We start from the raw sequence: 23,178 nt of genomic DNA, 5'->3' as shown, positions 1-23,178 counted from the left end.
CCTGACACCAAATCACGCCGAGTCGGCTCGTCATGACGAGCCGACTCGGCAGGAAATCCGGTCAGAACGAGCCGACTCGGCGTCAGGCCGGTCCCACGACCGCGAGGATCTCCGGGCGCGTCAGGATCTCGGCCGCGACCTCACGGCACTCCTCGAGGGTGACCGCGTCGATCCGTGCCAGCACCTCGTCGATCGAGTAGAGTTCGCGGTGGACCAGCTCGGCGCGGCCGATGCGGGACATCCGGGAGGCCGAGTCCTCCAGGCCCAGCACGAGGCCGCCACGCAGCTGGCCCTTGCCGAGCTCGAGCTCCTCGGCGGTGATGCCGTCGCGGGCGACGGCCACCAGCTCGGAGCGTACGACCTCGAGGACCTCGTCGAGCTTGGCCGGCAGGCAGCCGACCTGGACCCCGAAGAGGCCCGTCTCGGCGTGGCTGTAGGCGTAGGAGTAGACCGAGTAGGCCAGGCCGCGGTGCTCGCGGACCTCCTGGAAGAGCCGTGAAGAGGTCGCGCCGCCGACAGCGGTGTTGACCACCTCGAAGGCGAAGCGCCGGTCGTCGCCTCGCTGCAGACCCTCGCGGGCCAGGATGACGTTGACCTGCTCCAGCGGCCGCTGGGCGCTGACCTGCCCGGGAGCGACCTCGAGCGGCGATCCCTCACGCGGAGGCACCGGCGCAGCCGGCACCTGCAGGAACTCCGAGCCGGAGAACGCCTTCTCCACCATCGCCACGACCTCGTCGTGGTCCAGGTTGCCGGCGACCGAGACGACCATCCGGGGCGCCACGTAGTGCGCCTGGTAGAAGTCGTTGATCTCCTCACGGGTCAGCGCGGAGATCGATGCCTCCGTGCCGGCGATGCCCCGCCCGAGCGGTGTCTCGGCACCCCACGCCTGCGCGGAGACCAGGTTGTGGATCACGTCGTCGGGGTCGTCGTCGTGCATCGCGATCTCGTCGAGGATCACGTCCCGCTCGGCCTCCACGTCCTCGGCCGTGATCAGCGAGGAGGTCAGCATGTCGCCCACGACGTCGATGGCGAGGGGCAGGTCGACATCGAGCACCCGCGCATGGAAGCACGTGTACTCCTTGGCGGTGTAGGCGTTGAACTCCCCACCGACGCGGTCCATCGAGGAGGAGATCTCCAAGGCCGTACGCGACGGGGTGCCCTTGAACAGCAGGTGCTCGAGGAAGTGGGAGCAGCCGTGCTGACGCGCGGTCTCGTCCCGGGACCCGACACCGATGAAGACGCCGACGGCGGCCGAACGGACCCCGGCCATCTGCTCGGTCACGATCCGCAGGCCCGAGGGATGGACCGTGCGGCGTACCAGCGACGTCACCGCGCCGTTGACCTCGGTCTGCTCGAGCGTGACGGTGGTGCCGGGCTCCTGGTTATAGCCGGAGGACCGGCCGACACCCTCGTGTCGACCGGTCCCCCGGATGCTGCGTGACGCCAAGGTCACTCCTCGTCTGCGGCCTCGGTGGCGGTCTCCGCAGGAGTCTCCTCGGAAGGAGCCTCCTCCTCGAGGACCGGGGCAAGCGAGAGCTTGCCGCGGTCGTCGATCTCGGCGATCTCGACCTGGATCTTCTGGCCGACCTCGACGACGTCCTCGACCGACTCCACCCGCTTGCCGCCGTTGAGGGCGCGCAGCTTGGTGATGTGGAGCAGGCCGTCCTTGCCCGGGAGCAGGGCGACGAAGGCGCCGAAGTTGGTCGTCTTCACGACCGTGCCGAGGTAGCGCTCGCCGACCTCGGGCATGGTCGGGTTGGCGATCGCGTTGACCGCCGCACGGGCGGCCTCGGCGGCGTTGCCGTCGGTCGCGCCGATGAGCACCGTGCCGTCGTCCTCGATGGAGATCTGGGCGCCGGTGTCCTCCTGGATCTGGTTGATCACCTTGCCCTTCGGGCCGATGACCTCGCCGATCTTGTCCACGGGGACCTTCACGGTGATGATCCGCGGAGCGGTCGGGGCCATCTCGTCCGGGGTGGAGATCGCCTCGGACATCACCTCGAGGATCGACATGCGGGCGTCCTTGGCCTGGTTGAGGGCCTGCGCGAGGACCTCGGCCGGGATGCCGTCGAGCTTGGTGTCGAGCTGCAGCGCGGTGACGAACTCCGGGGTGCCGGCGACCTTGAAGTCCATGTCGCCGAAGGCGTCCTCGGCACCGAGGATGTCGGTGAGCGCGACGTACTTCGTCTCGCCGTCGATCTCACCGGAGATCAGACCCATCGCGATGCCGGCGACCGGGGCCTTCAGCGGAACACCGGCCTGCAGCAGCGACATGGTCGAGGCGCAGACCGAACCCATCGAGGTGGAGCCGTTGGAGCCCATCGCCTCGGAGAGCTGGCGGATCGCGTAGGGGAACTCCTCGCGGCTCGGGAGCACCGGCAGGAGGGCGCGACGCGCCAGGGCGCCGTGGCCGACCTCGCGGCGCTTGGGCGAGCCCACGCGGCCGGTCTCGCCGGTGGAGAACGGCGGGAAGACGTACTTGTGCATGTAGCGACGGTGCTTCTCCGGGGAGAGCGTGTCGAGCTGCTGCTCCATCTTGAGCATGTCGAGGGTGGTGACGCCCAGGATCTGGGTCTCGCCGCGCTCGAACAGCGCCGAGCCGTGGACCCGCGGGATCACGCCGACCTCGGCGTGCAGCGGACGGATGTCGGCCAGGCCACGACCGTCGATCCGGACCTTGTCGCGCAGGACCTGCTCGCGGATGGCCTTCTTGGTCAGCGCACGGAAGGCAGCGCCGATCTCGCCCTCGCGGCCCTCGAACTGGGCGCCGAGCTTCTCGAGCAGCGCAACCTTGATCCGGTCGGCCTCTTCGTCGCGCTCCTGCTTGCCGAGCGTGCGCTCGCGCTTGCCACCGACGGTGTAGAGGTCGGTGACGTCGGCGCCGACGGTGGCCTCGACGGCCTCGTAGACGTCGTCCTGGAAGTCCAGGAAGATCGGGAAGTCCTGGACCGGCTTGGCGGCCTGCTTGGCCAGCTCGGCCTGAGCCTCGACCAGCTGCTTGATGAACGGCTTGGCAGCGTCCAGACCACCGGCAACGATCGGCTCGGTCGGCGCCTGGGTGCCGGACTGGACGAGCTCCCACGCGACCTCGGTGGCCTCGGCCTCGACCATCATGATGGCGACGTCGCCGGTCTCGGTGACGCGGCCGGCGACGACCATGTCGAAGACGGCGTGCTCGAGCTGGCTGTGGGTCGGGAAGGCGACCCACTGGCCCTCGATCAGGGCGACGCGCACGCCGCCGACCGGGCCGGAGAACGGCAGGCCGGAGAGCTGGGTGGACATCGACGCGGCGTTGATCGCGAGCACGTCGTAGGGCTGGTCGGGGTCGAGCGCCATGACGGTGATGACGACCTGGACCTCGTTGCGCAGACCCTTCTTGAAGGTCGGGCGCAGCGGGCGGTCGATCAGGCGGCAGGTGAGGATGGCGTCCTCGCCCGGGCGGCCCTCGGAGCGGAAGAACGAGCCGGGGATCTTGCCCGCGGCGTACATCCGCTCCTCGACGTCGATGGTGAGCGGGAAGAAGTCGAAGTGGTCCTTCGGCTGCTTGGAGGCGGTGGTCGCCGAGAGCAGCATCGTCTCGTCGTCGAGGTAGGCGGTCACGGAACCCGCGGCCTGCCGGGCGAGCAGCCCGGTCTCGAACTTGACGGTGCGGGTGCCGAACTTGCCGTTGTCGATGGTCGTCTCGACGGCAGTGATGACTGGTTCAGTCAAGGATTCGTCCTTGTCTAGGTCTCGGAGCGCCCCCGCGCCGGGCGTGTGCACTCGTTGTGCACGGGGCCGGTCTTCGATCGAGACCCTCAGGTCCGCGATGGACCTGGGAATCACTACCGAGGACCGAGCCGGACGGGCGGGCCGCTCCTGGTGATGTGTTCCATTTTCCGAGTGCCTGCGCGGCTGCGCTAGCACTCATCGCTCAGCCTATCCGTCCCCCGCCCGAAATGCGGAACGGAGGCACGCGCGTGCCTGCGGCGGGGCATCACACGACGGTGACGGGGTGACGTACGACGGCGTCGAAGAGGTAGCCACCGGGGTTGTGGGCGGCGACGTCCGGCTGGGTGCGCCCGGCCCGATCGGTGGCCCGGACGAGGATCTCGTACGCCCCCGGCTCGGGGTTGCGCCAGGTGTGGTCCCACTGCGCCCAGCCGAGCCCGTGGCCGCCGGTGGGGCGGCCGGGCGCGTGCTGGATCGCGCGCGCCCACGTCGCTCCCCCGTCGGTGCTGATCTCGACGCGTGCGATCGGCGCGGCGCCGGACCAGGAGCGGCCGCTCAGCACGATCCGGTCGCCGGCCGGGATCTCGGCGTTCCACTCGAGCTCGAGGGCGGAGCGGACCGGGTTGACGGTGAGCGGGCCGTCGACGTTGTACCACTTGGTGTCCCACGGCGAGGTCAGCACGCTCGTGGACACCTCCAGCGAGCCGAGCCACTTGATGCTCGCGATGCCGATCCAGCCGGGCAGCAGCAGCCGCAGCGGGAAACCGTGGTCGGGCAGCAGGGCCTCACCGTTGGCGCCCCAGACGAGCAGGGCGTCGTCGAGGGCCTTCTCGATCGGGAACGGGCGCCGCACCCGGCCGTGGTCGACGCCCTTGTCCACGTAGCCGGCATCGAGCCCGCTCGCCTGCACCGAGACCGCGTCCTGACGGATGCCGACGGCGGTCAGGACGTCCGCCAGGCGTACGCCCTTCCAACGGACCGCGCCCACCGCGCCCAGCGTCCACCTGGTGCCGCTGACCTCCTGGCCCTGCTGGGTGGTGAAGAAGCTGCGGCCGTTGCCGGTGCACTCGTGCACCGAGGTCGTCTCGACGTGCCGGAAGGCCTTGAGGTCCTCGAGGCTCAGCCTGACGCCGGCGGGCTCACGCAGCCCGTCGCCGAAGATCTCCAGCTCGTACGTCTCCGGGTCGATCCGCGGGGTCGCGGTGTGGTTGCGCACGAACAGGTCGGCCTGCGGGGTCAGGTAGCGGCGCGGGTCGACCGAGTCCCAGCGGGTCTCGGCGTTGGTGCCGTAGTCGACGAACCGCTCGGTGGGCAGCGGCTTGAGGATCGCGGGAGCACCCGCGGCGGCACCGGCCCTCACCGAGTCGGTGACCTGCGTGGTGCCCACCGCTGCGGCCCCGAGCGCCGCGGTGGCGAGGAAGGTGCGTCGGTTCAGACCTGGGGACGTCATGCCCGGATATTAACATGACCAACTTACTGTTGTTTAGGTTTCGCCAGTCGACTCGGCCACCAGATCCGGTCGCCGGCATCGAGATTGATGGCGGTGACCAGGATCGACCGCACGATCATCGTGTCGAGCATGACCCCCAGCGCGACGGTCACCCCGATCTCGGCCAGGAAGACCATCGGCAGCGAGCCGAGCACCAGGAACGTCGCGGCGAGCACGACGCCCGCCGAGGTGATCACACCTCCGGTCGAGGTCAGGCCGACGAGCGACCCTTCCCAGGTGCCGCGGACCTGCGCCTCCTCACGCACCCTGGTCATCAGGAAGATGTTGTAGTCGATGCCCAGCGCGACCAGGAACACGAAGGCGAACAGCGGGAACCCAGGGTCCGCGCCGGCGAAGCCGAAGACGAACTCGAAGATCAGCACCGAGATGCCGAGTGCCGCCCCGAACGAGAGGATCACCGTGCCGAGCAGGATCAACGGGGCGACCACGGCCCGCAGGAGCACCATCAACACCAGCAGCACGACCACCAGGACGATCGGGATGATCACCAGGTTGTCGCGCTGACTGGCCTCGAGGGTGTCGAGCATCATCGCCGAGGTGCCGGTGACCAGCGCGCCGGAGCCGTCCACGCCGTGCACGGCCGAACGTGCCGAGTCCACGATGTCGTACGCCTCGGGCGAGGTCACGTCCGCATCGACCACCGCCGCGATCGCGACGACACCGTCCTGCGGCGGGCCGAGGGGGAAGCCCTTCATCTCCCCCGCCGGGGTCTCGGTGGGCACCAGCCCCTCGACCCCGTCGAGGGCCTGCTGCACCTGCTCCTGCGCTCCCGAGTCGGCGACCACGAGCAGCTGGTTGGACTGGTCGGCCATGTCGTGGTCGACCAGCACCTGCTGGCCGGTGATCGAGTCGAACTCCTTCGTGTAGGTCTCGTCCGAGGCCAGCCCGTTGGCATCGAGCCGCAGCAGACCGAGGCAGGCGATCAGCAGGATGCCGGTCGTGACGATCCAGACCACGCGTGGGCGGACCGAGACCATCGCGCCCACCTTCGCCCACAGGCCGGTCTCGGTCGGCTCCGCCGATCCGTACGCCGGCCGCATCGGCCAGAAGACCCATCGACCGCAGATGACCAGCAAGGCGGGCAGCAGGGTGACCATCACGAGATAGGTCACCCCGATCCCCACGGCGACGACCGGCCCCATCCCGGCGGTCGAGTTCATCTCCGCGAAGGTCAGGCAGAGCATCGCCAGGATGACGGTCACTGCGCTGGCGAGGATCGCCGGAGCGGCGCGGTGCAGGGCATGCGCCATCGCGTCGTGGCGGTCCTCGAAGTTGCGCAGCTCCTCGCGGTAGCGGGAGACCAGGAGCAGGGCGTAGTCGGTGCCGGCGCCGATCGCCAGGATGCTCAAGATGGCCTGGCTCTGGCCGTTGACGGTCAGCCCTGCCTCCTTCGCCAGGAAGTAGACCAGGCCCATCGTCACGCCCAGGCCGACCACGACCGAGATGATCGGGAAGAGCCAGAGCACCGGGCTGCGATAGACGAACAGCAAGATGATCACGACCACCGTGAGCGCGGCCAGCAGCAGCGTCGTGTCGATGCCGCCGAACGCCTCCGCGGCGTCGGCCGCGGAGCCACCCTGGCCGGTGACGTGCAGGCGTACGTCGTCATGGTCGGCGATCTCGCGGATGTCGTCGACGATGCCCGGCATCTTGTTCCAGCCGTCCGAGCCGAGGTCGAAGGTCACCGTGAGCTGGGCGACCTCGCCGTCACTGGACAGCAGCGGCGGCTCGATCTCGCCCTCGACGCCGTCGAGCTCGCCGAGCGCGGCGATGTCGCCCGAGGCGACCGCGGCCAGGTCGGCTCCGGTGACGGTGGTCGAGGTGTAGACGAGGGTGGTGGGGATCGCGTTGGGGCTCTGGAAGGGGCTCATGCTCTCGAATCCCCGGGTCGACTCCGCCGACGCCGGCAGCCAGGAGCTGGCCTCGTTGTTCTGCACCTCGGTGAGCTTCCCGGCGAAACCACCGAGGGCCACCACCGCGAGCAGCCAGAACACCACGACGAGGTACTTGGTCCTGGGCCCGGTCAACGTGCCCGCAATCTGTCGATGCACGGTTTCAAGACTGCGCCCGATATGCCCGGGAGCGCATCCGGAATACCCCAGAGAGTGCCCCTCAGGCCCGAACCTCCCCAAAACAGGCGAACGGGCCGCCCCCAGATGGGGGCGACCCGCCGCGTACGAAGATCAGGAGATCAACGACGAAGGCCGAGCTTCTCGATGATCGAGCGGTAGCGCTCGATGTCCTTCTTCTGAAGGTAGTTGAGAAGGCGGCGGCGCTGGCCGACGAGCAGCAGCAGACCACGACGGCTGTGGTGGTCGTGCTTGTGCTCCTTGAGGTGGTCGGTCAGGTGGGAGATGCGGTGCGACAGCAGCGCGATCTGCACCTCCGGCGAACCGGTGTCACCCTCGGTCGTGGCGTACTCGGCGATGATCTTCTTCTTGGTCTCCGCGTCAGTTCCAACTGCCATGCGAAGGCTCCCTTCCGGCCCGTGGGCCTACTCGTTGCGCGGCGCGCCCGGGCCTGTTCACCGGGGCACTCTTGGTCCGCGGCCGATTTCACGGCTTGAGCTGCCGACCCCCATGGGTCGACAACCCGAGAAGATTAACAGCGAGCCGGCGTACGCCCCGAATCGCCGCCGGATCAGGCCACGAGCACGAGACGCGCCACCAGCCGACGCAACCTCCACCAGAACTTCATCGCTCTCCCCCTCTACTCTTCCGCCACTGAGTTCGACGCTGTGGAGCCGGGTTCGGTTGCATCGATCAGCTCATGGCTTCTCAGCAGCGCTCGGCGAGGCGCTCGGCGAGGCGCTCGGCGAGCTCGTCGCGATCCCGGGAAGCGACGCCTTCGGTACGGTCGCCAGCGGTGGCTCCTGGATCGCCGGTGCGTCCTGGCTCCCGTCCGCGAACGCGTTCGGGTCGAGCGCGGTGCCGGGCTGGACCCGGCCGGGCAGCGGGAAGACATTGTAGAGCTGCGCTGCACCGTTGGACCACGGGTAGAGGATCCGCGGCTGCAGCGGCTCGCCGGTCATCTCGTCGGTGCAGACGACCTCGGCCATGTCGGACTCGGCATCGGTGAGCGCCGGGAGCGGGGCGGCGGTCGTCGAGGTGCAGTCGGGCTGGGTGACCACGTCGATCGGCTTCCCCTCCTGGTCGAAGAGCTGGACGCCGGTCAGCGGCTTGCCCGAGGCGTCGTACGGGTAGATGTTGCTGACCCACTTCCCGCCGGAGTAGACCCCCGCCTGCTCGTCGATCGGCGCGCCGTAGCCGCCGCCGGCACCGGCCTCGTTGTAGCCGTCGCTCCAGCCGCGGTCGTAGTCGGTGCCGCCCCCTCCGCTCGCCCAGGTCATGAAGAGCACGAAAGCGGCGAACGTGTTCAGGCCCAGGAGCACGACACGTGCGCCGGTCCCCCGCTCCCCACCGGGCCAGACGCGCCCGGCGCCGATGAACATGCTGACCGCCACCGCGACGATGAGGAGCACCACCCCCGCAGCGCTCGACATGCCCCACCCGAAGAACGCCGAGACCAGCCAGACCGCGGCCCAGGCGCGCACGATCCACCACAGCGGCCGCAGCCAGGCGACCACGGGCCCCAGGTCCGTACGCACCAGCTCACCGGCCTTGGCGACCGCGTCGTCGAAGCGGTCGTGGCCGGCGTCCAGGAGCCCGTCGACCCGCTCCGCGAGCCCCCGAGGCGCCCTCACGCCCATCGGAATGCCCGCTGCCGCCCGCAGCTCCTTGGCGTACTCGACCGGGTCGCCGAGCGCATCGGGGCCGCGCTCGGCGACCAGCTCGGTGAAGTCGGCCTCGAGCCCGTCGGTGATGTCGCTGAGCACCTCCGGGTCGAGGTCGTCGAGCTCGCGGCGTACGCGAGCCAGGAAGAGCCGCACCTCCGGCGCGACGTTCGCCTCGGCGTCTGTGGTCGTCATGCGCGTGCCCCTTGCAAGATCTCGGTGACGGTGGTGGAGAAGTGGGACCAGTCCTCGCTCTGCTGCTTGAGCTGGCCTTGTCCGGCAGGTGTGATGCCGTAGTACTTGCGGTGCGGCCCGGACTCCGACGGGACGACGTAGGAGGTCAGGGCGCCGGCGGCGTACAGCCGCCGCAGGGTGCCGTAGACCGACGCGTCGCCGACGTCCGTGAGCCCGCTGTCGCGGAGCTTGCGGACGATGTCATAGCCGTACGCGTCCTCGCCGTCGACGACAGCCAGGACGGTCAGGTCGAGCACCCCTTTGAGCAGCTGGGTGGTATCCATGCTTGGCACACTACTACGCAGTGCGCACTACTTGCCAGAGCATTGCACCGCGCGCCGCCGAGCAGCTCGGCGGCGCCGGTCCGGCGGCAGTTCTCTAGGAGCGGCCGCGGACGTCGCGGACGAAGTCCTTCCAGGCGGCCGTGTCGCCGGCCGGGCCCTGGCCGCGCGCCGGGCCGGTGAAGGTGCGCACCTGGACCGGTTGGGTCGGTTGGCCGGTGGACACGCGGGCGAGGCTGGTCTGCGCGGTCGGCACCGCGACGCTCGTACGCAGCTGCTGGCCGTAGCCGCCGGGCGCTCCCCCGGGCCCACCGCCCGAGCCGCCTCCGGAGATCAGCGACGACATCGGCGTGTACTCCTCCACCTCGTCGATCTTGCCCGGGATCGCCAGCCAGATCAGCGCGATCAGGAGCCCGGTCGCCCACCCGTAGGTCAGCCCGTACGCGGCACCCAGCTCGAGCGCGTCGCCGAGCGTGGCCACGAACAGGTCGGAGCCACCGGTGAGGTAGGCGTAGAGACTCCCGGTGACCTGCCCCGCTGCGGTGGCGAGGATCGCCGCGAACCAGCAGCCGAGGAAGACCGGCCAGAACGCCCGCGGCCAGATGCCGATGGTGCTGAGCCAGGTGATCAGCCAGGTGAGCACGAAGACGGTCCCGGTGAGGACGGCGGAGCGGCCCAGGTCGTCACCGGAGAAGAGGCCGCTGAAGGAGCCGTCGCCGAAGTAGGTGAGCCGGTCACCGAGCAGCGCGGCCACCCAGCCGGCCGATTCGCTGCCGTTCTCCTCGATCCACGTCGAGAACGGCGCGGAGCCGGAGAGGAACTGAAGGGCCCAGAGACCACCGGTGACCAGGACCGCGTTGAGGAACGCCGGGATGCCGCCGCGGGGGCGCTCGGCCTCGACCTCGGTCTCGTAGACGGACGTTGGGGTGGAGTGGGGATCCATAACCGACAATTCAACCGCACCTGGACCCCGCTGAACAGGCCGCGGGGTCTACGGCTCGGTAAGACCTTGTTGGAGGATGGCGCGTGCCCGCACCACGTCGGCGCGCATCTGCTCGACGAGTGCGTCGATCCCTTCGAAGGCGACCATGCCGCGCAGCCGCTCCACGAAGGCGACCTCGACCTCGACGCCGTAGAGCTCGAGGTCGTCGCGGTCGAGCACGTAGGACTCGACGCGGCGACCGACCACGCCCTCGAAGGTGGGGTTGGTGCCGACCGAGATGGCGGCGGGGAACCGCTCGCCGGTGTCGCGCCGGGTCAGCCAGCCCGCGTAGATGCCGTCGGGCGGCACCGCGGTCAGCGAGTCGGTGGGCACGTTGGCCGTCGGGAAGCCGAGCTCGCGGCCACGCTGGTCGCCCTTCACGACGACGCCACGCACCGAGTAGGGACGGCCCAGGGCCTCAGCGGCTCCGGTGACGTCACCGGTCGCCAGACACGTACGGATGTAGGTCGAGGACCACACCTGGGGTCCGCCGTCGAGCGGGATCCCCTCGGCGGAGAAGTCGTGGATCTTGCCGTAGGCGACCAGGTCGGCCACGTCGCCGGCGGCCTTGCAGCCGTAGCGGAAGTTGGCGCCGACCACGCACGCCTCGGCGTGCAGCGCGTCGACGAGCACCCGCCGGGCGAAGTCGTCGGGTGACCAGTTGGCCATCTCCATGTCGAACGGCAGCGCGAGCACGGCGTCGGCGCCGGCCCCGAGCAGCAGCTCGGCGCGCTCCTCCATCGTGGTGAGCACACCGGGGGCGTGCTCGGGCCGCAGCACCGCCATCGGGTGGGGGTCGAAGGTGACCGCCACCAGGGTGAGGTCCTTGGCGTCCGCCACCTCGCGCCCTCGGCGCAGCACATGCTGGTGCCCGAGATGGACACCGTCGAAGTTGCCGATCACGACGGCCGTACGGCCCAGACCGGATGGCACCTCAGTCAGACTTCGCCACAACACCCGGACAGAATATCCGTGGTTGCTCACTGGGATCGGACCTGGGCCGACTCTCGGGCACGGAGGGCGAGGTAGACCGCGCGCATCCCGACCGCCCGTTCGATCTCGCGCAGCACCGTGCCGAAGAACTGCTTACGGTAGGTCTCGTCGGTGACCGTCGAGACCGTGACGTAGAGCGCGGAGAAGGCGGAGAGGAACAGGGCGACCTTGACCAGCTCGGCCGACACGTTGGGCAGCCAGGACAGGTTGTGCAGCGACTGCTGCCCGGTCCAGCCCAGCTGGACGCCGTCGGTCATCACGATCGCCCCGAAGACCAGGAAGAACGCGAAGACCGCAAGCGCGATCAGCACGACCTGCGTCGCCTGGATGACGAGCAGGGCAAGCACCAGGTTCCAGCGCTCGAAGCCGGTCACCTGGGCATACTCCGCCGGGTCGGTGCTCCCATCGTCGCGGGCTTCCGCGACGAGCTCCGCGCACGCGGTCTCCAGCGGCGTACGCGCGCAGGTGCGGAGGAGGAACGCGGCATCCACGTCATCGTCGATCCGGTCGACCTCCTCGGGCAGGCGGACCAGGAGGAACGCCACCGCCGACCCACCGAACAGCAGCGTGACCAGCCACAACGCACCCGGGTGAAGGTTGGCCGACATCTCCCAGACCTCGGCGTTGATGAAGAGGAAGGTCATGAAGAGCAGCAGCAGCGGCAGCGCGCGCAGGGCCATCGGCAGCAGCCGGTGCAACGATCCGAACGTACGCCCCATTGCCCACACCAGGATCGGCCGGAACCGCATCGCGGTCAGCGCGTACCACCCGGCAGCGGCGCCGCCCAGGGTCAGCAGCAGCGCCGGCCCGGTCCCGACGTCGCCGGTCACCCAGGCCAATGCCACCCCTGCCGCCACCGCGACGATCACGACCACCAGGCCGACCCGGACCATGCGCCGCGGCCGCATCGCCGCTCGCACCGCGACGCGCTCCTCCGGGACGAAGTAGGTGAGCCCGTGGTGCCGGAACCAGGAGTCAGTGAGCCGTAGAGTCTCGGCCGATCCGTTCTGCTTCACAAGAGGGTCATCCTCGCAGGCTTTACCCGTTCATCCCACGAAGACGGCGCTCGCCTTGGCGATCCCCGGAGCGACCGGCTCGTAGAGTGCCAGGAACTCACCGTCGGGCGCGAAGACGGCAGTGAGTCCGTCGACGTCGATCTTCAGCTTGCGCCCGAAGCGGACATCGCTCGCCTGCTCCTCGGAGAGGTCGTAGAAGGTGAAGGCGGCGCGGGCCGCGTCGGCCAGCGGCAGCACCGCGAAGTCGTCGCCGAGCTGGTCGAGGGTCCTGGCGACGTCGAGGTCGTAAGGCCCGACCGCCGTGCGGCGCAGCATCGTCAGGTGGCCACCGACCCCGAGCGCCGCACCGACGTCGCGGGCGATCGCTCGGATGTAGGTGCCCGAGGAGCAACGGACGAAGATGTCGACATCGACCACGTCTGCCTCGCGCCGGAGCTCGCCGACGGTGAGCTCGTGCACCGTGACCGGCCGCGCCTTCAGCTCGACCTGCTCCCCGTCGCGTACGCGCTGGTAGGCACGCTTCCCGTCGACCTTGATCGCCGAGACCGCGGTCGGAACCTGGAGGATGTCGCCGACCTGGGTGGCGAAGGCGCTGCGTACGCGCTCCTCCTCGATGCCCGCGGCCGAGCGGGTCTCCACGACATCGCCCTCGGCGTCGTCAGTGGTCGTCGAGACCCCCAGCCGCACCGTCGCCGAATAGGCCTTCTCGGTCAGCATCAGGTGGCCCAGGAGCCGGGTGGCGCGCTCCACCCCCAGCACGAGTACGCCGGTGGCCATCGGATCCAGGGTGCCGGCATGCCCGACCTTGCGGGTGCCGGCCAGGCGCCGAACGCGCGCGACGACGTCGTGGGAGGTGACCCCGTCAGGCTTGTCGACGATGACGAGCCCAGACAGTGCGCTCACTCCTCGTCGTCCTCGTCCCACTCGTCCTCGATCTCGCGAGGCTTCTTGTAGGGGTCGGCCTCGCCGGCGTAGGTCTCCCCGCGTGAAGCGGCGACCGCGTCGTCCTGTGCCTTGGCGCGCGCGAGCACGTCGTCGAGGTGGCGGGCGGTCTCCGGCAGCGCGTCGTGGATGAACTCCAGCGTCGGCGCGGTGCGGGTGCCGAGCTGCTTGGCGACCTCGGAGCGGATCAGCCCCTTGGCCGACTCCAGCGCGGCCGCCGTGCCGGCCAGCTCGGCCTCCGAGTCGGCGCCCAGCACCGTGTAGAAGATCGTCGCCTGCTGGCTGTCGCCGGTCACGCGTACGTCGGTGACGGTGACGAACCCGATCCGCGGATCCTTGATCCGCCTCTCCAGCATCTGGGCGACGATCACCTTGATCCGGTCAGCGATGCGGCGAACCCGTGGGCTACTCATGTTCACACTCTCTCAAATAATCGAAGTAAATCGAGACGTTGGCCGGGCCGCGACTGCGACCCGGCCAACGTCAGAGGCTTGCTTGATCAGCCTCGGGGAATCTCCACCATCTCGAAGGCTTCGACGAAGTCGCCTTCCTTGATGTCCTGGAAGTTCTTCAGGACCAGACCGCACTCGAAGCCCTCGCGGACCTCGGAGGCGTCGTCCTTCTCGCGGCGCAGCGAGGCCAGGTCGAGGTTGTCGGCCACCACGGCGCCGTCGCGCAGGACGCGAACCTTGGCGTTGCGGCGGATGAGGCCCTCGGTGACCATACAACCGGCGATGTTTCCGGCCTTCGACGAGCGGAAGATCGCACGGATCTCCGCCTTGCCGAGGACCTTCTCCTCGTACTCCGGCTTGAGCATGCCCTTGAGGGCCGCCTCGATCTCCTCGATCGCCTGGTAGATGACCGAGTAGTAGCGGATCTCGACACCCTCGCGGTCGGCCAGCTCCGTCGCCTTGCCCTGCGGGCGGACGTTGAAGCCGATGATGATCGCGTCGGAGGCAGCAGCCAGGTCGACGTTGGTCTCGGTGATCGCACCGACACCGCGGTCGATGACCCGGATGGAGACCTCGTCGCCACCCACGTCGATCTTGGCCAGTGCGTCCTCGAGCGCCTCGACCGAACCGGACACGTCGCCCTTGAGGATGAGGTTGAGCTCCTGGCTCTCGCCCTTCTCCATGGAGGCCATGAAGTCCTCCAGCGTGCGGCGTACGCGGCGCTTGGCCTGCTGCGCGGCACGCTCGCGTGCCTCGCGCTTCTCGGCGATCTGGCGAGCCATCCGGTCGTCCTCGACGACCAGGAAGCTCTGACCGGCACCCGGCACCGCCGAGAGACCCAGGACCATCGCCGGACGCGACGGGGTCGCCTCGGTGATCTCGTGGCCGTACTCGTCGATCATCGCGCGGACACGGCCGTGGGCCGGGCCGGCGACGATGGACTCACCCACGCGCAGCGTGCCGCGCTGGACCAGGATGGTCGCGACGGGGCCTCGACCGCGGTCGAGGTGAGCCTCGATCACGATGCCCTGCGCGTCCTGGCTGGCGTTGGCCTGCAGGTCGAGCGAGGCGTCGGCGGTGAGCACGACGGCCTCGAGAAGGCCATCGATGTTGATCCGCGACTTCGCCGAGATCTCGACGAACATCGTGTCGCCGCCGTACTCCTCGGGGATGAGGCCGTACTCGGTCAGCTGGCCACGGACCTTGGTCGGGTCCGCCTCCGGCTTGTCGATCTTGTTGATCGCGACCACGATCGGGACACCGGCCGCCTTGGCGTGGTTGAGCGCCTCGATGGTCTGCGGCATCACACCGTCGTCGGCCGCGACCACGAGGATCGCGAGGTCCGAGGACTGCGAACCACGGGCACGCATGGCGGTGAACGCCTCGTGACCCGGGGTGTCGATGAAGGTGATCTTGCGCTCGTTGCCGTCGACCTCGGTCGAGACCTGGTAGGCACCGATGTGCTGGGTGATGCCACCGGCCTCGCCCTCGATGACGTTGGCGTCGCGGATGGCGTCGAGCAGCTTGGTCTTACCGTGGTCGACGTGACCCATGACGGTGACGACCGGCGGTCGGACCGTCCAGTCGGACTCGTCGCCCTCGTCGCCGAGCTCGATGTCGAAGGACTCCAGCAGCTCGCGGTCCTCGTCCTCGGGGGAGACGACCTGGACGATGTAGTTGAGCTCCTCACCGAGCAGCTCGAGGGTCTCGTCGTTGACCGACTCGGTCGCGGTGACCATCTCACCGAGGCCGAACAGCATCTGCACCAGCTGAGCCGGGTCGACGTTGATCTTCTCGGCGAAGTCGGTCAGGCTCGCGCCGCGAGCCAGGCGAACGGTCTCGCCGTTGCCCTTGCGTACGCGGATGCCACCGATGGTCGGGGCCTCCATGGCCTCGAACTCCTGGCGACGCGCCCGCTTCGACTTCCGGCCACGGCGCGAGGGACCACCCGGGCGACCGAAGGCACCCTGGGTCGTTCCGCGACCACCGGGACGACCGGCACCGGGACGACCGCCACCGGGACCGCCGCCGAAGCCGCCGCCACCAGGACGACCGGCACCGCCGCCGCCACCGGGACGCCCACCGGCGCCCGGACGACCGCCGCCGCCACCGGGACGACCCGGGGCACCGGCACGACCGCCGGGACCGCCACCAGGACGGGCACCGAACGCGGCCGGGGACTTCGGCATCATCGCCGGGTTGGGACGCGGCATGCCGGGACGGCCACCGGCCTGGCCACCCTCACGGGCAGCAGCAGGACGCGGCGGACGCTGGTCGCCGCCGGCCGGGGCACCGCCCTGGCCGCCTTGACCCTGGCCTCCACCCTGGCCGCCGGGACGCGGACGCCCCATGCCCTGGTTGGAGGAGAACGGGTTGTTGCCCGGGCGCGGAGCGCCGGGCTTGCCGACCGGACGCGGTCCGGGACGACCGGCACCGGCGCCGCCGGCACCACCCGCGCCACCGCGAGCCGCGGGGGTCTGCGGACGAGCGCCGGGCTTGGGGGCACCAGGCCGGGGAGCACCCGGCTTGGGAGCGGCCGAACGCCGGTCGCCGGACGGCGCCGCGTTCGGGCTGGGCTTGGGAGCGGCCGGCGCGGCGGACGCCGCGGGGGCGACCGGCGGAGCCTCGGCCTTCTTGGCCGGGGGCTTCGGGCCGGGCTTGGGCGCAGCCGGCTTGGACGCCGCCGGCGCCTCAGCAGGCTTCTCGGGCGCCGCGTCCGCAGCCTTCTTGGGGGCTGCGGGCCTCGGCTCTGCCGACCTGGGGCCAGGCTTGGGGCCGGGCTTGGGGGCGGCCTTCTCGTCCGTGGACGAGGAACCACCATTGCCGCCGGCCTTCAGGCCGGGGCCGATCTCCTTGCGGAAACGCATCTCCGCAGGCAGCTCGACGGTCGAGCTCGCCGACTTGACGAACTCACCCATCTCCTTGAACTTCTCGAGAACAAACTTGCTCTCGACCCCGAACTCTTTGGCGAGCTCGTGGACTCGGGTCTTAGCCACAATTCTCCTTCTGGCCACAGACCCAAATCCTGGGTGAAACCTGTGACCGTTAGTGGTTGTAGAACACGCTCATCGCGAAGTACTCATCGAGTGCTCATGAGCTTTTGCTCCAGTTCCTGGTCGGTTGACCGTCGGCGACGGTCGTGGGTGTTTGGCGCGGGTCGAGGTAGTCATCCACCGGCGCGCTGGAAAGCCCACCGTCGGCCCGTAGGGCCCTGGTGAACGCCTTCCGGCGCACCGCGAGTTCGTAACACTCACGCGTGGGGTGCACATGCGCCCCTCGCCCGGGTGCGGTGGCAGTCGGATCGGGCACCACGGCCGGCTGGCCGTTGCGGTCCGAGCCGGCGGTCACCCGCAACAACTCGCGCTTGGCGGCCCGCTTCCGGCAACCCACGCACGTACGGACGGGTCCGTTCTGCGTAGTTTCTTCGAGGCGTGCCACCGATCCTTAACACTACCGCTTCCGGGGTTGGGTAGACGAAACCGGGGCACCGGTCGTTCTTATTCCGTGACCCGTCCTCAGCAGATGGCGGCGATCACAAGAGGGCCGCGATCTCCGGCCACGCCCGCAGGCCGAGCTCGCGGTCGGCCGCCTCCGAACCACCCCACGCGAGCCGCGGGCTGAGCGGGAGCACCGGCTCGCCGGGCAGCACGACCCGATGGCCGGCATCGGGATGGGTGACCACGATCGTCTCCAGGTCGTGGGCGGTACGCCGCCTCCGGACCGCCTCGGCGGAGAGGACCGAGGGCCACAGCGCGTCGTCTCCCCCGGCGACCAGAACGACGTCACCCGCGATGCGCTCGACCGGGACGGTCGCGGCGGGCACCCGGTCGGCGTACTTCTCCAGGGCCGAGAGGTAGGCCTCGCAGAACGACGGGAGCTCCCCGTGGGACTCCTCCACCGCATCCTCGATCGCCTCGTCGTCGAACGGGACGAACGGGACCTGCTCACCGCGCAGCGTCCACGAGGACCGCTGCGGGCGCTCCTGGCTCAGGCCCGCCCAGGAGACGTACGTCGGGGAGATCGCGACCACCGCGTCGATCTCGGGGTGCAGGGTGCCGAGCAGGAGCGCGGCCTGGGCGCCCCAGGACGTACCGAGCACCACCAGGCGCTGGTAGCGGGAGTGGAGGTCGGCGAGAACCTCGTCGAACGTCTCCAGCGGGATCAGCCGGGCCTCGTCCGGCTGCCCGGGACCACCGAAGTAGCGGATCGACGCCGCAGCCACCCCGTGCGAGGCGAGCATCCGGCAGCGGTCGGTCTCGATCCGTCCCGAGGACCCCGAGAGCACGAGTACGCCGGTGCTGGCCCCCTCGGGCTCCAGCAGGACGCCCTCGGGGTCGGTCAGAGCGATCTCACGCACGATCAGGCGACCGGGGTCTCCTCGTCGGAGCGGATGTCGATGCGCCAGCCGGTCAGGCGAGCGGCCAGGCGGGCGTTCTGCCCCTCCTTGCCGATGGCCAGGGAGAGCTGGTAGTCGGGCACCACGACACGGGCCGACTTGGTCGCCTCGTCGATGATCTGCACCGAGGAGACCCGGGCCGGCGAGAGCGCGGAGGCGACGAGCACCTTCGGGTCCTCGGACCAGTCGACGATGTCGATCTTCTCGCCCTGCAGCTCGGACATGACCTGGCGGACCCGCTGGCCCATCGGGCCGATGCAGGCACCCTTGGCGTTGACACCGGGGACGGTCGACTTGACCGCGATCTTGGTGCGGTGGCCGGCCTCGCGGGCGATCGCGGAGATCTCGACGGTGCCGTCGGCGATCTCGGGCACCTCGAAGGAGAAGAGCTTCTTGACCAGGTTGGGGTGGGAGCGCGAGAGCGTGATCTGCGGGCCGCGCATGCCCTTGCGCACGCTGACCACGAGCGCCTTGATCCGGGTGCCGTGGCTGTAGTCCTCGCCCGGCACGCGCTCGGAGAGCGGGATGACGCCCTCGAGCCGGCCCAGGTCGACGAGCACGTCGTCGGGGTTGCGGCCCTGCTGGATGACGCCGGAGAGGATGTCGCCCTCCTTGCCGGAGAACTCACCGAACTTCACGTCGTCCTCGGCGTCGCGCAGCCGCTGCAGCACGATCTGCTTGGCGGTGGTGGCGGCGATCCGACCGAAGCCCTCGGGCGTGTCGTCGTACTCCCCCACGACGTTGCCCTCGTCGTCGACCTCGGCGGCCAGCACGCGTACGTGCCCGGTCTTGCGGTCCAGGTCGACCCGCGCCTTCGTGTGGGCGCCCGCGGTCTTGTGGTAGGCGGTCAGCAGCCCCTGCTCGATCGCCTCGACGAGCACATCGAGCGAGATCTCCCGCTCCCGCTCCAGCATCCGCAGGATGCTCATATCGATGTCCATGGCCTACTCCCCCTCGTCGATCCGCTTGAACTCGATCTGCACAAGCGCCTTCTTCACGTCCGCGTACGCCACCTCGCGACGCTTGCCGCTGACCTCGAGGCTCGCCCGCTCGTCGTCGGACTCCTTGACCCGTCCGGTGAACGCGGAGCCGTCGGTCGTGGTCACCTTGACCAGGCGACCCTTGTTGCGGCGCCAGTGGCGCGGCAGGGTCAGCGGCCGGTCGACACCGGGCGAGGTCACCTCGAGCGTGTAGGGCTGCTCGCCCATCACGTCGGACTCGTCGAGGACCCGGTTGACCTCACGGGTTGCCTCGGTGACCTCCTCATGGGTGATCCCGCCGTCCTTGTCGACGGCGACGCGCAGGATCCGGCGCTTGCCGGCCGGCGTGATCTCCACGGCCTCGATGTCGAAGCCCAGGGCCAGAAGCGGGTCGGCGAGGGCCTTTTCGATGGCACTCGCGATCGCGTCCTTCCGCTCAGCACTCAACGCGATCTCCCCCTGCATCCTGTTGTCCGGTCCTGTTGTATGCGCCTTCGAGCACGCGGTACTTCTGGTGACACCATACCTGTACGCCTCGGGTGTCTCGAACAGCGCGCGGCGGTGTTGGAAAGCCGCTGACGCGACGCCCGCCGGGTGTCGTTAGGGTTTCTCACGTGGCCAGCGCACGTACCCTTCGCATGCTCTCGCGGCGCACCGCTGTGGGTGTCGCCGTGGTTGCCCCGCTGGCCGCCTCGGCGTGTTCGGCCTCGGAGATGCTGGATCCTGTCAAAGCACCTCCACCCAGCACTCCCCCGGCCCCCGCCAACCCCGACCAGAGTGTGATCGACGCCACGGTCGCGGAGATCCTCGGCGCCGACAAGGGCGCCCCGTCCGCGTTCGTGCAGCTCCATCGCGTGCACATCGAGGCACTGGCGCCGACCAAGGGCGTGAGCGCGGCGTCGGCCACCGGACGCTGGCAGGAGCGCCAGCTCGCCCTGGTCGCCACGCTCACCGCCGCGGCCGGGCGTGCGGCGGACCCGCAGCTGATCACGCTGCTCGCCTCGGCCGCCGCCGGCCAGCAGCAGCTCCTGCACGGACGGGGGTTGGCATGACCACGGCCACTTCTGCCTCGACCGAGGCGGTCCAGGCGGCGCTCGCGGTCGAGCACTCCGCGATCTACGTCCTGGGCGCCCTGGGCGGGCGCACCTCGGCGACGTCCTCCCCGGCCCTGGCGCGGGCGCTCACCGATGCCTACGACGACCACGTGAAAGCCCGGGAGGCGCTGGCCGCGCACGTGGTGGCCGCCGGGATCGAGCCGGTCGCGCCCTCCGCCGTCTACGACCTGCCCGGCCGGATCGGGTCGGAGGCCGGCATCAGCGCCGCGGCGCTGCGGCTGGAGCAGGACACCACCGCGACCTATCTCTCGCTGGCCCCGAAGGCGACCGGGTCCGACCGGACGCTGCTCATCGGTCTGCTCTGCCGGGCGGCCGCGCGGCAGCTCGACCTGGGCGCGAAGCCGCGGGCGTTCCCCGGGACCTGAGGCCCAAAAGCCGAGATGGCCCGCGAACCGTCCGGCGCGGGAGACTCCCGAGATGTCTCCCGAGACCGGGCGGCTCGCGGGCCAGGTTTTGGCCTGGACACGAGGCCTGAGAGCCGCCTGGGGGCGGTACCTCTCTTGCAGAAGTATGCAATCCCCGCTCAGACTGGCCCAGACCCGTAAAATCGCATTGCAAGAACTTGCAACTTTTCCCGGCGTCATTCCCAGGAGCGAACCACCTGGTGTATGTCGCTCAACCGTTGTGCGACCGCGTCCGGAGAGCCCTCGCTGTGGCCCAGCTGGCTGCTCGGGATGTTGCTGTGCGGGATGTGGATCGCCCGCAGACCGGCCTTCTGAGCACCGTACACATCGTCGAAGAGCCTGTCGCCCACGTAGACGCATCGAGACGGATCCGAGACCTTCACCGCGGCCATCGCCGCGTGGAACGCCTCCTCGGCGGGCTTCGTCCAGGGCACCTCGGAGGTGTAGACGTCACCGTCGAGCAGGTCGAGCACGCCGTCGCGCTCGAAGAACCCGCGGTGCCACGCGCGCGGCCAGATCGTGTTGGACAGCACCCCGACACGTACGCCGTCGGCGCGGAGCGCCTCCCACAGCGGCCCGACCTCGGGGTCGGTCAGGGTGTGCGGCTCCCAGAACTCGTAGTAGGCGTCGAGCAGCTCGGGATCGTGCTCGAGCCCGGCCTCGTCGAAGAGGTCGCCGATCACCGAGCTCTGCTGGGAGTCGCGGCTGCGGGCCCAGATCGTCTCTCCGGCCTGGTGCAGCCTGGTCGCATTGACCGGGTGGTCGTCGTCACAGGCGCCGCTCACCGCCTGGGCGAGCGCCAGCGACTCCGCGTGGAAGTCGATGTCGTGCCACTTCGTCAGCGTGCCGCCCCAGTCGAAGATCACCGCGTCGATCGCCATGGCCACGACCCTACCGACGCCCGACTCACATGTGTCCGGTCTCCACATAGGAGCGGTGCCAGGAGAGAGCCTCTCCGAGCAGGTGCGGTGTGTGCATCGCACCGGGACGCTCCCGCTGTGCCCGCTCGAAGTAGTCGGCGAGCCGGTCGCGGTAGTCGGGATGAGCACAGTTGTCGATGATCTTCCGGGCCCGCGCCCGCGGCGAGATACCGCGCAGGTCCGCCAGACCCTGCTCGGTGATCACGACCTGCACGTCGTGCTCGGTGTGGTCGACATGGCTCACGAACGGCACGATGCTCGAGATCGCACCGCCCTTCGCGGTCGAGGCGGACACGAAGAAGTTGAGGTAGGCGTTGCGGGCGAAGTCACCCGAGCCGCCGATGCCGTTGACGATCGAGGAGCCGGCGACGTGGGTGGAGTTCACGTTGCCGTAGATGTCGGCCTCGACCATCCCGTTGATCGCGATCAGGCCGAGCCGCCGGACGACCTCGGGATGGTTGGAGATCTCCTGCGGCCGCAGCAGGATCCGGCCCTTGTAGTGGTGGATGTCGTCGTTGAACCGCTGCGCGCCCTCCTCGGAGAGCCCGAAGGAGGTCGACGAGACGCCGATCAGCTTGCCCGAGTCGAGCAGGTCGAGGAGGCCGTCCTGGATCGTCTCGGTGTAGGCGGTCAGGTGCTCGAACTCAGCGTCCTGGAGGCCGGCGAGGACCGCGTTGGCGACGTTGCCGACGCCGGCCTGGAGCGGGAGCAGGCTCGAGTGCAGCCGGTCGTTGCGTACCTCGTGGCGGAGGAAGTCCACGAGAAGGTCCGCCATCGCGCGGCTGTCGTCGTCGATCGGGCGCAGGGGCGAGTTGCGGTCGGGCTGGTCGGTCTCGACGACGGCGACGACCTTGTCGGGATCGACCCGGAGGTACGGATCGCCGATCCGCTGCATCGGCGTGGTCAGCTGGATCGGCGCCCGCTGCGGCGGCAGCCGGGTGCCGTAGTAGATGTCGTGGAAGCCCTCGAACCCGCGCGGCTGCCAGTGGTTGACCTCGAGGATCACCTTGTCCGCGTTCTCCAGCCAGGTCTTGTTGTTGCCGACGCTGCTCGTGGGGACGAGCAGGCCGTTGGGCAGGATCGCGGCGACCTCGACCACGGCGACGTCGAGGTCGCCGTAGAAACCGAACCAGCTGTGCTGGGCGACGTGTGACAGATGTACGTCGACGTACTCGACCTCACCGGAGTTGATCTGCTGCCGCAGCAGCGGGTCACCGTTGTAGGGCAGCCGCTTGGAGACGCCGTGGGCACCTGCCAGCACCCCATCGAGGTCGGGCGCCGTCGAGGCTCCGGTCCACGCCTGGATCCGGAACTCCTCGCCCCGCTCGTGAGCCGACCGCATCCGCTCCGCCAGCGCCGCCGGCACCGCCTTCGGGTGACCGGCCCCGGTGAACCCCGAGAACCCGACCGTCTCCCCGGGCCTGATCTGCTCGGCCGCCTCCGCGGCGCTCACCACCCGCCAGCCGAGCTTACGGTCGAGAATCCTGTCCCCCGTCATGGGATCGATCT

At 69.7% G+C, this 23,178-nt stretch carries 21 protein-coding genes; 2 read left to right on the top strand and 19 right to left on the bottom strand.

Going from position 1 to position 23,178, the window contains the following annotated elements:
* Positions 1-82: 82 nt before the first annotated feature.
* From BLT25_RS20670 to rimP, 17 genes are all read right to left on the bottom strand, one after another.
* Positions 83-1,453: a M16 family metallopeptidase gene (locus BLT25_RS20670; protein WP_371113348.1), complete on the bottom strand. Its 1,371-nt coding sequence runs from the start codon at positions 1,451-1,453 to the stop codon at positions 83-85.
* Positions 1,450-3,711 carry a polyribonucleotide nucleotidyltransferase gene (locus BLT25_RS20665; protein WP_091049843.1) on the bottom strand — a complete coding sequence of 754 codons (2,262 nt, stop codon included), beginning with the start codon at positions 3,709-3,711 and terminating at the stop codon, positions 1,450-1,452. The genes BLT25_RS20670 and BLT25_RS20665 overlap by 4 nt, the downstream gene beginning before the upstream one ends.
* Before the next feature lie 265 nt (positions 3,712-3,976).
* Complete coding sequence (locus tag BLT25_RS20660) at positions 3,977-5,161, bottom strand: molybdopterin-dependent oxidoreductase (RefSeq protein WP_091049840.1); 1,185 nt, start codon at positions 5,159-5,161, stop codon at positions 3,977-3,979.
* A 23-nt stretch (positions 5,162-5,184) separates the two neighbouring features.
* The gene (locus tag BLT25_RS20655; RefSeq protein ID WP_091049837.1) at positions 5,185-7,272 is read right to left on the bottom strand and encodes an MMPL family transporter; all 2,088 of its coding nucleotides are present in this window, start codon (positions 7,270-7,272) and stop codon (positions 5,185-5,187) included.
* Between the two features lie 140 nt (positions 7,273-7,412).
* Positions 7,413-7,688 (bottom strand): 30S ribosomal protein S15, encoded by a 276-nt coding sequence (gene rpsO / locus BLT25_RS20650; protein WP_008363208.1) that lies wholly within the window; start codon positions 7,686-7,688, stop codon positions 7,413-7,415.
* A gap of 300 nt (positions 7,689-7,988) precedes the next feature.
* The gene (locus tag BLT25_RS20645; protein ID WP_091049836.1) at positions 7,989-9,149 is read right to left on the bottom strand and encodes a DUF1700 domain-containing protein; all 1,161 of its coding nucleotides are present in this window, start codon (positions 9,147-9,149) and stop codon (positions 7,989-7,991) included.
* Positions 9,146-9,472 carry a PadR family transcriptional regulator gene (locus BLT25_RS20640; RefSeq protein ID WP_176884102.1) on the bottom strand — a complete coding sequence of 109 codons (327 nt, stop codon included), beginning with the start codon at positions 9,470-9,472 and terminating at the stop codon, positions 9,146-9,148. Before BLT25_RS20640 ends, BLT25_RS20645 begins: the two co-directional genes overlap by 4 nt.
* 94 nt (positions 9,473-9,566) lie before the next feature.
* Complete coding sequence (locus BLT25_RS20635; RefSeq protein WP_091049831.1) at positions 9,567-10,412, bottom strand: hypothetical protein; 846 nt, start codon at positions 10,410-10,412, stop codon at positions 9,567-9,569.
* 48 nt (positions 10,413-10,460) lie between these two features.
* Positions 10,461-11,393 (bottom strand): bifunctional riboflavin kinase/FAD synthetase, encoded by a 933-nt coding sequence (locus BLT25_RS20630; RefSeq protein WP_091050120.1) that lies wholly within the window; start codon positions 11,391-11,393, stop codon positions 10,461-10,463.
* 38 nt (positions 11,394-11,431) lie between these two features.
* Positions 11,432-12,460, bottom strand: coding sequence for a hypothetical protein (locus BLT25_RS20625; RefSeq protein WP_091049829.1), 1,029 nt, complete (start codon positions 12,458-12,460; stop codon positions 11,432-11,434).
* 30 nt (positions 12,461-12,490) lie between these two features.
* Positions 12,491-13,363, bottom strand: a complete 873-nt coding sequence (truB, locus tag BLT25_RS20620; protein ID WP_091049826.1) for a tRNA pseudouridine(55) synthase TruB — start codon at positions 13,361-13,363, stop codon at positions 12,491-12,493.
* Positions 13,360-13,821 carry a 30S ribosome-binding factor RbfA gene (rbfA, locus tag BLT25_RS20615; protein ID WP_218131427.1) on the bottom strand — a complete coding sequence of 154 codons (462 nt, stop codon included), beginning with the start codon at positions 13,819-13,821 and terminating at the stop codon, positions 13,360-13,362. Before rbfA ends, truB begins: the two co-directional genes overlap by 4 nt.
* 80 nt (positions 13,822-13,901) lie before the next feature.
* Positions 13,902-16,850: a translation initiation factor IF-2 gene (infB, locus tag BLT25_RS20610; protein ID WP_091049825.1), complete on the bottom strand. Its 2,949-nt coding sequence runs from the start codon at positions 16,848-16,850 to the stop codon at positions 13,902-13,904.
* 94 nt (positions 16,851-16,944) lie between these two features.
* On the bottom strand, positions 16,945-17,244 hold the full coding sequence (locus tag BLT25_RS20605) for a YlxR family protein (RefSeq protein WP_256328712.1): 300 nt from the start codon (positions 17,242-17,244) through the stop codon (positions 16,945-16,947).
* Positions 17,245-17,386: 142 nt separating this feature from the next.
* The gene (locus BLT25_RS20600; protein WP_091049821.1) at positions 17,387-18,211 is read right to left on the bottom strand and encodes an alpha/beta fold hydrolase; all 825 of its coding nucleotides are present in this window, start codon (positions 18,209-18,211) and stop codon (positions 17,387-17,389) included.
* Positions 18,212-18,213: 2 nt separating this feature from the next.
* The gene (nusA, locus tag BLT25_RS20595) at positions 18,214-19,191 is read right to left on the bottom strand and encodes a transcription termination factor NusA (RefSeq protein WP_091049818.1); all 978 of its coding nucleotides are present in this window, start codon (positions 19,189-19,191) and stop codon (positions 18,214-18,216) included.
* A gap of 3 nt (positions 19,192-19,194) precedes the next feature.
* Positions 19,195-19,677, bottom strand: a complete 483-nt coding sequence (rimP, locus tag BLT25_RS20590) for a ribosome maturation factor RimP (RefSeq protein ID WP_371113347.1) — start codon at positions 19,675-19,677, stop codon at positions 19,195-19,197.
* A gap of 167 nt (positions 19,678-19,844) precedes the next feature.
* Here rimP and BLT25_RS29525 point away from each other — a divergent pair, with 167 nt between their 5' ends.
* Together BLT25_RS29525 and BLT25_RS20580 are read left to right on the top strand one after the other, a co-directional pair.
* A complete protein-coding gene (locus BLT25_RS29525; protein ID WP_143033807.1) occupies positions 19,845-20,282 on the top strand; it encodes a hypothetical protein in 438 nt (145 codons plus the stop codon).
* Positions 20,279-20,710 carry a DUF4439 domain-containing protein gene (locus BLT25_RS20580; RefSeq protein ID WP_091049811.1) on the top strand — a complete coding sequence of 144 codons (432 nt, stop codon included), beginning with the start codon at positions 20,279-20,281 and terminating at the stop codon, positions 20,708-20,710. The genes BLT25_RS29525 and BLT25_RS20580 overlap by 4 nt, the downstream gene beginning before the upstream one ends.
* 215 nt (positions 20,711-20,925) lie before the next feature.
* Here BLT25_RS20580 and BLT25_RS20575 read toward each other — a convergent pair whose 3' ends face one another.
* Together BLT25_RS20575 and BLT25_RS20570 are read right to left on the bottom strand one after the other, a co-directional pair.
* Complete coding sequence (locus BLT25_RS20575) at positions 20,926-21,630, bottom strand: HAD family hydrolase (protein WP_091050116.1); 705 nt, start codon at positions 21,628-21,630, stop codon at positions 20,926-20,928.
* Between the two features lie 25 nt (positions 21,631-21,655).
* Positions 21,656-23,167, bottom strand: a complete 1,512-nt coding sequence (locus BLT25_RS20570; RefSeq protein ID WP_091049809.1) for an acetyl-CoA hydrolase/transferase family protein — start codon at positions 23,165-23,167, stop codon at positions 21,656-21,658.
* Between the last annotated feature and the right edge of the window lie 11 nt (positions 23,168-23,178).

It is taken from the genome of Nocardioides sp. YR527 (assembly GCF_900101045.1).
Classification (GTDB): Bacteria; Actinomycetota; Actinomycetes; order Propionibacteriales; family Nocardioidaceae; genus Nocardioides.
The sequence above is the reverse complement of the archived record's forward strand: the minus strand, read 5'-3'. Positions and strand labels throughout refer to the sequence as shown.